12 protein-coding genes are annotated in these 10,656 nt (G+C 46.4%); 2 read left to right on the forward strand and 10 right to left on the reverse strand.

Features of this window, described 5'->3' with window-relative positions; genetic code table 11:
- Nucleotides 1-32 precede the first annotated feature (32 nt).
- The 3 genes from H6F91_RS20630 to H6F91_RS20640 form a co-directional block, all read right to left on the reverse strand.
- Nucleotides 33-818, reverse strand: a complete 786-nt coding sequence (locus H6F91_RS20630) for an ATP-grasp domain-containing protein (RefSeq protein WP_190789453.1) — start codon at nucleotides 816-818, stop codon at nucleotides 33-35.
- Between the two features lie 143 nt (nucleotides 819-961).
- Nucleotides 962-1,492: a hypothetical protein gene (locus H6F91_RS20635; protein ID WP_190774809.1), complete on the reverse strand. Its 531-nt coding sequence runs from the start codon at nucleotides 1,490-1,492 to the stop codon at nucleotides 962-964.
- Nucleotides 1,493-2,130: 638 nt separating this feature from the next.
- A complete protein-coding gene (locus H6F91_RS20640; RefSeq protein ID WP_347280066.1) occupies nucleotides 2,131-2,490 on the reverse strand; it encodes an ATP-dependent Clp protease adaptor ClpS in 360 nt (119 codons plus the stop codon).
- Between the two features lie 1,301 nt (nucleotides 2,491-3,791).
- On the opposite strand from H6F91_RS20640, the gene H6F91_RS20645 reads away from it, so the two are divergent.
- A complete protein-coding gene (locus H6F91_RS20645) occupies nucleotides 3,792-4,877 on the forward strand; it encodes a hypothetical protein (RefSeq protein ID WP_242035895.1) in 1,086 nt (361 codons plus the stop codon).
- Nucleotides 4,878-5,223: 346 nt separating this feature from the next.
- Here the strand turns inward: H6F91_RS20645 and H6F91_RS20650 are convergent, their stop codons facing one another.
- Nucleotides 5,224-5,862, reverse strand: a complete 639-nt coding sequence (locus tag H6F91_RS20650) for an HAD hydrolase-like protein (RefSeq protein WP_190774812.1) — start codon at nucleotides 5,860-5,862, stop codon at nucleotides 5,224-5,226.
- A 150-nt stretch (nucleotides 5,863-6,012) separates the two neighbouring features.
- The gene (locus tag H6F91_RS20655; protein ID WP_206754956.1) at nucleotides 6,013-7,023 is read right to left on the reverse strand and encodes a hypothetical protein; all 1,011 of its coding nucleotides are present in this window, start codon (nucleotides 7,021-7,023) and stop codon (nucleotides 6,013-6,015) included.
- Between the two features lie 252 nt (nucleotides 7,024-7,275).
- On the opposite strand from H6F91_RS20655, the gene H6F91_RS20660 reads away from it, so the two are divergent.
- Nucleotides 7,276-7,986: a tetratricopeptide repeat protein gene (locus H6F91_RS20660; protein WP_190789454.1), complete on the forward strand. Its 711-nt coding sequence runs from the start codon at nucleotides 7,276-7,278 to the stop codon at nucleotides 7,984-7,986.
- Nucleotides 7,987-8,143: 157 nt separating this feature from the next.
- On the opposite strand, the gene H6F91_RS20665 is transcribed toward H6F91_RS20660, so the two are convergent.
- From H6F91_RS20665 to H6F91_RS20685, 5 genes are all read right to left on the reverse strand, one after another.
- Nucleotides 8,144-8,401, reverse strand: coding sequence for a BrnA antitoxin family protein (locus H6F91_RS20665; RefSeq protein WP_190774815.1), 258 nt, complete (start codon nucleotides 8,399-8,401; stop codon nucleotides 8,144-8,146).
- Between the two features lie 2 nt (nucleotides 8,402-8,403).
- Nucleotides 8,404-8,670 carry a BrnT family toxin gene (locus H6F91_RS20670; protein WP_190774816.1) on the reverse strand — a complete coding sequence of 89 codons (267 nt, stop codon included), beginning with the start codon at nucleotides 8,668-8,670 and terminating at the stop codon, nucleotides 8,404-8,406.
- Nucleotides 8,671-8,941: 271 nt separating this feature from the next.
- Nucleotides 8,942-9,322: an immunity 22 family protein gene (locus H6F91_RS20675; RefSeq protein ID WP_190774817.1), complete on the reverse strand. Its 381-nt coding sequence runs from the start codon at nucleotides 9,320-9,322 to the stop codon at nucleotides 8,942-8,944.
- Between the two features lie 28 nt (nucleotides 9,323-9,350).
- Entirely contained in the window at nucleotides 9,351-9,599 is a 249-nt protein-coding gene (locus tag H6F91_RS20680; RefSeq protein ID WP_190774818.1) for a hypothetical protein, read from the reverse strand.
- A gap of 326 nt (nucleotides 9,600-9,925) precedes the next feature.
- Nucleotides 9,926-10,393 carry an SMI1/KNR4 family protein gene (locus tag H6F91_RS20685; protein WP_190774819.1) on the reverse strand — a complete coding sequence of 156 codons (468 nt, stop codon included), beginning with the start codon at nucleotides 10,391-10,393 and terminating at the stop codon, nucleotides 9,926-9,928.
- Between the last annotated feature and the right edge of the window lie 263 nt (nucleotides 10,394-10,656).

Consider the following 10,656-nt stretch of genomic DNA (forward strand, 5'->3'; position numbering starts at 1 on the left):
AGCGTCATGTTGGACAGAGTTGCTACATCCTCCTACATCGCTCGTTCTTGGTGTTCTGAAACGGCTCGTACAATTCGACAGACATCAGCCGTGTAAAATCGGCTGCCGTTGAAGCAGTTACATTCCACAATCTTCCACGTTTGTTCGACACGTGCTACATCCAGAACAAAAACGCTTGCAGGCACCCATTGTGAGGCAACGCTCTCTGCAAAGACAATGAGATCGGGAGGAAGGTATGTATCGTCACTCGGTCGGTACATGCTGCCACTGATAACCTCACCATCCACTATGAACACACGCCACTCTGCATCGATTTCACGTGGCTTGCCGACTACCACTTCCGCTGTTGGGTCGATCGGTTGCACTGCGCTGCGAAGACGGTCGTAGAGTGCGGAGCACTGGGCAAAGGAGAACATGCCTCCGGTGAAGCGCTTTAAATCGTCATTTGGCTTGAGAAAGACAAGTTCTTCTGGAGCACGTGATTGGCGAAGGAACTCTTCCCATGTCATGACCTTGGCATCGGCATTCAGCAACTGATCACCATAGGCAGTAGCGTAGGTCCGGTGTTGAAAGTGCATCGGATCAAAGAAGATACCACGTCGCCATTCCGGGTGCTCAAAAGCCCGTAGGATGAGAGTGGTGCGACCGTGAAAGACTACAGGACCATCGATTGTCGGCATTTCAGGAAGCGATGCAGAACCTGGAAGGACAGAAATGTCGTAAAAGGGTCGCTTCTCAACAGCACAGGCGTGTCGGAGTGCAGTTGGAGACATTGATTCAGGCTCAACGTTTGTCTGAACGACCCAGGCGGTATGCATGATGTGTGCTCCACTGCTCCACTTAAGAGATCTTTAGGTTCTGCCCAATGGTTCAAATCAGCGGCACAGGGGACTAAGAACGAAGCGGAAAGCATCTCAGTAAGCCCGCTACATTTGAATGGTTATGCCGCATCCTATCATCTTCATACTTCAATCACTCCTGGCTTACGAACGCTCTCTGGACTATGGCTCCAGGAGTTCGGGGACAGCCCTTTAAAATACTCTAGTCCTATTAGTTGGGCAAACTCGTAAGCCCTATCCTGTCCATCCGTCATGAGGCATTTTTGCAAAACTTCAAAACTCTCAGGAGATTGCGGAATCCATTGAGCTAAAAGCTCTATATCAGGGTTATTTGGTGGGCAAGATGGGGCAAAATCGCCAAGTTCCTCCGAGAAATCATCCCACCAGTGTTGAAATACCATCCGGTGCTCTGCATCCTCATACACTTCAATCGTCCAGCCGTGATCCTCGCCATAGGAATAATGCAGCAATATCCCGGAATTTGCTTGAACGATCGCTGGCAGAGCTTCCCAATCCTGCCCCCCTGGAACAAAACTTGTCCACTGGCTACTTGAAGGGAAAACAATCCCTTTTAATCCTGCCCTTTGCAACAACTGAACAGCATCTTCTTGAGAAGCTTGACGTAGATGATATGACTCACTAAATTCACTCATGCTGGCTTCACCCTTAATACAAACAGATGAGGTTCAGACTGCCTCTCCACTAGAGACTAAGAAGCATAACGGCGAGCGTCACTGACGGTAGATAGCTCTAGGTAACCAATCCGTCCGATGCACGCAAGGGTTAGCTGGCGAGCGTTAAGGCAGGCAACGTAAAGTGCTAAAGAGTTGTAGAGCTTCCTTCGTCAATCTACCCTACAGACAAGCGATCGCACTCAGGAAAAAGTTAAGAAATGACTGCTTTATGAAGATAGTTCTGAGCATGCTCAACCATGCCCCATATAAAGTCATCCTCAATAACAAGACAGTGCATCGGGGATAATGACATTACAGTTATTCCATCAATGCAAGAATATTTATCCTTCTCATCGCTCGGGATATCACCACCGTGATGTATGAGCCGATTTCGCACTTTACTGCTCCCTCCTGGCACTTTCACATACACAATACTCTGGACAGTTTTTCTGAAACCTTTGATTTTGCGTGCGCTTCGCGCACGCAAAATCAAAGGTTTCAGAAAAACTGTCCGAACTAATGATACAGGAGGGCAGTTAAACAAAAAAACTATAGCTGCTCAGAACCTATTGGTTAAAGAGAGTGCCTAGGAGCAGAGGGTAAATCAGGATGCTGGATCAAAAGTTATGATGCACAATCTCTATTAAAAAACATCGTAGTCCTGATTCTCTTAGATTTTGCAGATAGTGTTCTGATTCACTCCTAGCACCTGCCCAAACTATAGCAATTCCCTCTTTGTGAACTCTAACCATAAAATTAATTGATTGCTTTTCAGAAATGCCAATCACTCTCACCAGGGTATTGACAACATTCTCCATAGAATTAATGTCGTCATCCATTAAAACAATTGCATGCGTCTCAGATCCGCTGAAGATTCTTCTAGAAGAGGTTGGCTCTATTACACCGCTCCTCTGCTGAGTAAAGCGTATCAGCACGTAAATGACGACACCAAGAATAGCAGATACCAGTATCCACACAAAAAACTAGCTTATATAGAGTGTTCTAAACATAACGCGATCGCAGGGGGTTTCGGACCAGATTGTTGAGTTTTCCTAGGATTACAATCCTGGGAAGCCATACATCACCATTGAAGAGGCTTTGTTCTGCTTCCTCGTGCAAACATTCTCTTACACCTCACTTCTTTAGATATCTCCACGGTGCTGTGATAGGTATCTACCCACTGTCCCAATGGCATTAGTTCGGACAGTTTTTCTGAAATCCTTGATTTTGCGTGCGCTTCGCGCACGCAAAATCAAGGATTTCAGAAAAACTGTTCAGAGTATTGCAATGGGAAAGTTTGAACAGATTCCGAACCAGTATGTATCCCAACCTTCAAGTACAAAATGACCATCAGGAGTGACGACTATTGTAAGAGCATCAAAATAGGCTTCCCAATTTGTCACAAAGAACGCACAGGCAATATGCATCGTGTAACTATAGGGATTGGAAAATGGTGATGGATGCGTGCGTTAGCACGCCTTAATTGCTTAGACAAAGCTATTGAGGCTTTTGATTAAGCAATTCAACTAGAACCATCTACTGACTCTTGGTATCGGAAAGCAGAGATTCTGGTTCAATAGCAGCAGTTTCATCTAGCAATTGAGGCTTACGACCAAGCAACCAAGCAACTGGGTTGGAGTCAGACTGTGGCATATTCTGGTACCAACGAGGATTAGCTCTCGTGACCTAAAGCAATACCGAAGCCCGACAGAGCTGCGATTAGGCTGTTTCTTTTGACCCACGTTATAGATATGTTCTTTATAATTGCTATGCTTGCTACGCAAATAGTTACCCAAGTTAAAAATTGCAACTTGAAACCTTTTCTGTAGTCATCGCCCTGCCTCTAAAACAGGCTGAGCAGCATAACGGTAGAGTTAGGCGACAGCAGATAACTTTAGATACTCAACAACCTTTAATCGTCTGCACCAACACACGGTTAAGCAGTTTCAGCAACTATAAATCCAGAGTAGATATAGCAAGGTGGGGAGGTCAGCCCGGACTTTCCCATCTCATCATTGACCCGTTTCTGCAACACAACTTGCTAAACTGCACTGCTTCCTTATCAGCGATTACATCTGTTTAGAACGTGTTACGTGTTGCTAAACGATTGAGCTTCTTTTCTACCATTCGGCAGGGGCCTAGGCTTGGAAAAGTTTTTACAGTATGAGGGTTCCCTTCCACATCTTTGTAATCCTGTCTTAATAATATGAGCTTCCTTTCGATCGAAGAACTGAAAGAACTCGTTGAACAGCCGCAAGGGTTGTGTGTATCAATTTACATGCCGACCGTGCAGCTTAGTTCAGAAACTCAGCAAAACCCTGTCCGCTTCAAAAATCTACTTCAGCAGGCAAAAGCAGAGTTAGAAAAATATGAATTGCACTCGGCTGATCCAAACCAATTTCTTCAGCCCGCTAGTGAACTGGATGAAAATGAATTTTGGCAGCAGCAGAACGCAGGTTTAGCTTTATTCATTTCAGAAGGGTTCTTCCGTTTCTACCAGGTGCCGATCGATCTCATTGAACTGGTAGTCGTAAGCGATCGCTTTCATCTCAAGCCGCTAATTCCGCTGTTGAGCGGCGATGATCGCTTTTATGTTCTCACGCTTGGTCAGCGTGATGTGCGCCTTTTGGAAGGCAATCGCTATGGCATCACCCGTGAAATTGAAATTGAAGGCTTGCCGAAGAGCATGGATGAAGCCTTGCAGTATGACGAAACAGCGAAGGATGAGCAGCGCCGCCAGGGAGCGGGTGCAGGTCGTTCAGCTTTGCAAGCAGGTGGCTCCTATCACGGACAGGGCGGCGAGCGCGAAAACGTTAAGGAAGATTTGCTGCAGTATTTCCTGTTAGTCGATAAGAGCCTACACGAATTTTTCCGCAATCGTCGATCGCCCCTTGTCTTAGCTGGCGTTAGCTATTTGCTGCCGATTTATCACGAGGCAAATACTTACAATTTCATTGTGGAAGAAGGGATTCAGCACAACACAAAGCAGCTAACGGCGGAAGAGCTTCATGCAGAAGCTTGGGCGATCGTAGAGCCACAGTTTGAAGCAGACCAGGAAAAAGCGATCGATTATTATCATGAGTCAATTGCGGCTGGCAAAGGCTCAAATGACTTGAATGAAGTCATTCAAGGGGCATTTTATGGTCGTGTAGAACAGCTTTTTGTTCCGGTTGGCGTACAAAGATGGGGACATTTTGACCCGGGCTCAATGGAACTTGAGATACACAATGAGGCTCAGCCTGGTGATGAAGATCTGCTCAATGCAGCAGCAATTCAGACGATCTTTCACGGAGGAGCAGTCTATGCTGTTGAACCAGAAAAAGTACCAGACAATACCCCTGTTGCAGCAGTATTTCGCTACTAATTAACCTCAGTTCGGGATAAGCTGCAGTGCTCATTTTGGCGTGCGCAAAGCGCACGCCAAAATGAGCGTTTTCGAGTGCCGCGCGTTGCGCGGCACTCGAAAACGCCCTTAACCCGAACTCAGGTTAATTAGTAAGAAAAGCGAGAATTTCGAAGAATCTGTTTAGGGGGAAGGTAACGAAGCTGCAACGAAGTAGCCAGGCGATACGTAGTTCATCCCAAAAAATTTTATCTTTCAGATTTCGTCTCAATTGGCTAGAGCAAGCTGCTTAACGAGCGTGTTGAGCGGTTGTTATGACTTTTGAAATGAAGCCGGCATCTTTCTGCAATCCGTTCCAACATGATTGTTATACGCCGAGCACACCGAGAATAGCCTCTAAATCCGAGAGGTCTTCAAAGTTGTGTGGGTGCTCGACTCTTCCCCCTACTGCCAAAAAATCATAGCCAAGGTCAGCGCTCGCCTTCTTATCCCATGGCGCATCGCCGAAGTATGTTCGCCGCGTAAAACTGCCGAACACGCCCGCTTGCCGCTCGGCTAACCGCATAATCTCAGTTCGTGCTACTGCGTCAGACGATGTAGCAAATGGTAAACCTTCAAATTCGATCCCGACTGAACTCAGTTTCATTTCGGCAGTCTCGCGCCAGCCTCCAGTCGCGAAGGCAATCACGACTTCGGAACTCGAGCGAAGCTTGCGGATCAGCTCAGGAGCACCGGAAATGGGTGTTAATCCTGTTGGCTGTTTTGCGATGTAATCCTGCATGAGGTCAATAAAGCAACTCTTGACTCGCTCGAAAGCCTGCGGCCTCTCATCTACTGATACATTGTTTTGCACCAGCACCTCTTCGAGAACACCACTATCCGTGCGCTGCTGATAGGACTGCCAGGTTTCATCAACCGGCACTCCAAGCTCAAGCCTAATCGCACGGGCGAATAGATCACCATCGACTCCGTAGGAATCTACCAGCGTTCCATCAATGTCGAACATTACTAGATGCAACGGTTGCGCGTCCTTGACGTATAACGGTTCCAACCACCCGCCGTTAGTAACCGCTGGAAATTCATGAAGAGGCTGTGTACGGTCGGTGTGCAACGGGATTGTTATGCCTTCACACGGTAGAAATCATACGGCTGCCCCTTAGTTCCCGTCGCTAACACCCCACTGAAATTCCATCCTATAGATTTCTTCTATTAAGTGGGGAACTCTAACCTCTAAATCATTAGAAACCAGGAATTGATCCAGGATCCGTTGAGCTTCGGCAAGAGCCTCATTACCCGCAAAACCACCAGTATGAAAGATTAAGCAATTCACTTGACTTAGACGGGCAGCTAGAAGTTGCAGAAGCGCCATGAGTATACGATTGCCGCCATAAGCTCCGCACCCCCAAAAACCTGTGTGAATAAGCACACTTGCTTGCTGACCCAGTTCTAACTGCGACTCGATACGTGCTGCCAGAAATCCAGTGAATGCTGTTGTGAGAATGTATTCAATCTCCTCTAGCTTATAGGAGCCGTAACCTTCTGAAGGAGCCTCCATTGCAATGATGTTTGTGATTGTCGGTGGATTAAGAGGTTGTGTTGCTTGTTTGATAGCATCCAGTGGAGCTCGCGCGAAATTGTTGCCATAAAGGCCATAGGGGCGGCCCTGTTGTGGATTGTTGTCAGTAGCAATTGCGCATCTGCGTTCAACTCCACGAATGAGGATAGGGGTGGGTTGTCCATTCTCTACTGTTAATGGCTTAATGTCTTTATCCAGCAGTGCTTCTCGTAGTGAACCCAAGGCAGGGTGCTCAGCTACCTGCATCTCGTCCTGAGCAAACAGAGGACCACCATACGCACAGAAAAGATCGTAATGAGCAAAGTTAAGATACCACTCCAACTGAGTACTATCCTGGGACGGCTCATAACCAAAGTAATCCTCTCGCTCATCAAGGTTAGTCTGATACTTAGAAGGGAAAAGAACTTGTGGAAGTGGCATTGCAGACCAACGGGAAAACACGAGTTGACCGTTATGAGTACATCCCGTTGGACAAGCGATTTTGTAAACAATCTTCTTGTTTGCGTCATGTAGTTGCGGTGGGTAGGCATCTACCAAATCTTGTGCTCTAAATATGTGCCGACAAATCAGGCTATGTGACAAATTATCCATATCTCTGCCATTCCAATATTAAAAAACCCATTGCTCTTCAACTATATCGATACCCATTGCCATTCCAATATTAAAAAACCCAATGCTCTTCAACTATATCGATACCCATGATTAAGGCATAACGGCAAAAATCAGCGGCAGTAGAGGCTAACAACGAAGCAACTTGACTCTGGCTGTCTCTTTGAAGCGGAGTAGCAACCTTGATAATGCTTCTGCTAGGTTTAGAGTTTCTGATCGATTAGGTGGTTTTCCATGCAACCCTCTCCTGACTTGTCTGCTCAAGATGCAGCTAACCGTGCATTTACTACCCATATTTTGTGGCAAGAAGGTTATGAGGGTATAACTGATGAAGATATTTTAATTCAATGCGATCGTGCTATTCAGCTCAACCCCAATGATTGGCTGTTATGGAACATTCAAGCCGAATCATTTCACCGTTTAGGATTTTATGATGCTGCACTTCATTCTTACGATCAAGCTCTAAAGCTCAATCCCAAGTCAGCATCCGCTTGGTTCTTCAAAGCGTGTCTGCTAGGAGAGCATTATCAGCAGTATTCAAGTTCGTTGAAAGCTTTCGAAGAATCTCTAAGGCTGGAACCTGATAACTGGGAAGCTTGGCATAATTATGGAAATTGCTTGGCACGCCTTAATTGCTTAGACAAAGCTGTTGAGGCTTTTGATCGAGCAATCCAGCTAGAGCCATCTGCTGACTCTTGGTATCGGAAAGCAGAGATTCTGGTTCAACAGCGGCAGTTGCATCTAGCAATTGAGGCTTACAACCAGGCAATTGCCCTGGAGCCAGACTGTGGCGAATTCTGGTACCAACGAGGATTAGCTCTAGTTGACCTACAGCAATATACCGAAGCCCGACAGAGCTACGATCGGGCTGTCTCTCTTGACTCACGTTATAGATACGTTTTTTATAATTGCTATACTTGCTACGCAAATAATTACCCAAGCTAGAAATCGCAACTTGAAACCTTTTCTGTAGTAATCGCCCTGCCTCTAAAGCATACTAAGCCGCATAACGACCAAGCTCACCGGACACAGATAACTTGTGAAACTAACCGACAACTTTCGATGTTCCGGTGCAGCGACTGGTTAGCCCTCAGCAAGTACCTCATCGCTCAATACGTTCAAGCTCTTCACGAACAACTCTACGTAATGTTTCCTCTAAAGGTTCTCGGTTCTGCTGAATATGCTGACGCAAGGCTTCGTTAATCATCGTTTGATAATTGCCTCCGCCTGCACTGTGAACTTGTTCACGAAACCATTCCAAAACCTCGTCATCTAAGCGAATTGTGATGCGAGTTTTTCCAGGTGGCGTTGGGTCGATTGCCCCTCGTTTACCCTGACTAAAATCATATTCAGCTTCCATACTCATCCCTCCTCATACTGCTGCCGTTCTTGTCGGGTTGCTTTGCGGGCAGAGATGATCCGGATCTCATCGTCCCGCATCGTGTATACAACCACCAAAACTCGTGCAAAGGCATCAACCCCGATCGTGACAAACCGTTCCTCATCAAACCGCTCATCTGGAATCGTAATTGCCAGATCGTCGGAGAAAACGGATACTGCATCAGCGAAGTCAATACCATGCTTGCGAAGATTGGCTATTGCTTTGTCCCTATTCCATTGATAAGCCATCTCAATTATAGTATGCACACCTGTACATACTACCAAGGGCAAGCTTTGTTACCTCTATTTGCTCTGCAATTACCCAAGCAGCTACCCCTGATAGATCTGAACGCAATTGCTTTGCCGCTAACGGATAAGCTTGATGCACAGTCCCAACCGAGGACTAGAGGGCTAACGGTTCCCATCACCCGCCGCAGACAGTGCTTGCATCATAACCAATCATTTTCGACGGTCGGTGTGCATGGGAATTGTTAGGCATCTTGGGGCGATTGCCGCCTGATTAAGTAAAACAGTTGAATTCCCCAAGGTATTCTAGCCGGTAATTTGTTCCGGTGACTGAGCGCGGATTGTCGAACTCGTTTTTGTCTGCAATCACAAAGACATTTATTCTGTCAACTCTGAGTGCTACAGCACGTTCACAAACCGCGTCAAGATAGTTTTCCGAGTATGAATGCTCAGCAACAAACGATCGAATATCCGATGCTTCGGAATCGTCAAGATAGCTAATCTCAATCCAGTCGTGGTCGTAAAACACCTCTCCCTGTTCTTCAGCGAAACGATTGATCGGAGCTTCATCATCTCCATAATGCTCCATAAAATAGTCTTCAAAAGCGCTGGATGCGAACACGCCAATCCAGATGTGAGAGACTTCCATTGCCATCAGTTTGTCTCGGTCTCCTAACTATTTATTAGGCATCTGATAGTTTTCCCAGGAACTCTGTCCAACTATCGTCGGCAGACTCGGCGCGAATCCACGCTGCTGCGACCGCTTCTGGGTCAATAGTCGGATCGACTACGATCGCTAGCGAGCCGCTGTCAGAGTACACCCACATCTGCCCAACGCGCTCCACGAGTCGGCGAAGTAAATGTAACTCTAACACCAAGTCCCCGCGAATGGTAAACGAGTCCCCGACACCACTCGGTCGCCTGCTCATCATAAGGGACAATTAAGTGCCAGTTCGCCGCCGCTGTCTAACGCCCCGCTTCACCCGCCGCTAGTAACCCCTCGGACTCAACAAATAATTTACCAACGGTCGGTGTGCAAGCGGATTGTTAGCAATTATCTTTGATACGCAAGTAGCAGAATATTGATAGATGGAATATACACTGAGATAAAGCGCTCTGTAATAGCATCCTTAAGCAAAATGCGCTCTGCGCTACTAATCCTCGGCTGCAGCTCCTGGTTGCTATAAGTATCGCCTCACTTTGTCGAACTCTTGCTGAAAGTCTATGGAGTTGCTCATAAAATAGCATCTGTGAATCGTTAACGACCTTTTGCGAGCCTCAATGCAGTTTCGATTCTCTCAAGACAGAATTGCTCAATGCTGTCAGCATGATTCCAAATCAATTGACCATTCCGAAGCTCGTGAACAGGAGGATTATCTCCTTCAGAAGCACGAATAAATGCATAAATGTATCCCCCATGAGCTGCGAAAAAGATGATGGCATCTAAGGATATCAGGGTCATCGGCAGGTTATATTCTTCCATTGCTTCCTCAAACCATTCACGGTGGGAGTCCTTTACATCACTCCAGAAATACCTATCCGAATCAAGGAATCCACAACGGTTTCCACACCATAAAAGAAATTCTCGGTATGCATCAGGCAGCTTTAACTTCAAATCGTTCTCTAAAAGTTCAACTTCCTCCAGCGAACAGGGCCGATTTTTATAGATATCTTTATTAAGCTGCTCAAGTTCTTGGAACCGTGCTTTTGCTGCTTCAAGATACATTATGCCCCCAGGTATCTAAGTAGGCTTTCAAAGCTGCCTTGGGTTGCCAAGTTTTTTGGTGATAGGTAAGGATGGTGAACCGTAAACACCTTTCTCAAGTTCAACACCTAGAAATTCATTCTTCCACAGTTCAATAATCGGACTTGATTGCTAATTAAACTCAGCGAGGCTGTCACCAGCCCCGCTGGTCTTCAAAACCGGACGTGAATTGTTTCAATTCATCCGGCTCCTCAACAGTTTGGTCGTTGTCATCGATACCTTAT

Source organism: Leptolyngbya sp. FACHB-8 (assembly GCF_014695575.1).
Classification (GTDB): Bacteria; Cyanobacteriota; Cyanobacteriia; order Elainellales; family Elainellaceae; genus Vacuolonema.

Coding starts and splice junctions, on each gene's coding strand:
- H6F91_RS20630 (WP_190789453.1), bottom strand. CDS start 818: ATGCATACCGCCTGGGTCGTTCAGACAAACGTTGAGCCTGAATCAATG.
- H6F91_RS20635 (WP_190774809.1), bottom strand. CDS start 1,492: ATGAGTGAATTTAGTGAGTCATATCATCTACGTCAAGCTTCTCAAGAA.
- H6F91_RS20645 (WP_242035895.1), top strand. CDS start 3,792: ATGCCGACCGTGCAGCTTAGTTCAGAAACTCAGCAAAACCCTGTCCGC.
- H6F91_RS20650 (WP_190774812.1), bottom strand. CDS start 5,862: ATGTTCGACATTGATGGAACGCTGGTAGATTCCTACGGAGTCGATGGT.
- H6F91_RS20655 (WP_206754956.1), bottom strand. CDS start 7,023: ATGGATAATTTGTCACATAGCCTGATTTGTCGGCACATATTTAGAGCA.
- H6F91_RS20660 (WP_190789454.1), top strand. CDS start 7,276: ATGCAACCCTCTCCTGACTTGTCTGCTCAAGATGCAGCTAACCGTGCA.
- H6F91_RS20665 (WP_190774815.1), bottom strand. CDS start 8,401: ATGGAAGCTGAATATGATTTTAGTCAGGGTAAACGAGGGGCAATCGAC.
- H6F91_RS20670 (WP_190774816.1), bottom strand. CDS start 8,670: ATGGCTTATCAATGGAATAGGGACAAAGCAATAGCCAATCTTCGCAAG.
- H6F91_RS20675 (WP_190774817.1), bottom strand. CDS start 9,322: ATGGCAATGGAAGTCTCTCACATCTGGATTGGCGTGTTCGCATCCAGC.
- H6F91_RS20680 (WP_190774818.1), bottom strand. CDS start 9,599: ATGATGAGCAGGCGACCGAGTGGTGTCGGGGACTCGTTTACCATTCGC.
- H6F91_RS20685 (WP_190774819.1), bottom strand. CDS start 10,393: ATGTATCTTGAAGCAGCAAAAGCACGGTTCCAAGAACTTGAGCAGCTT.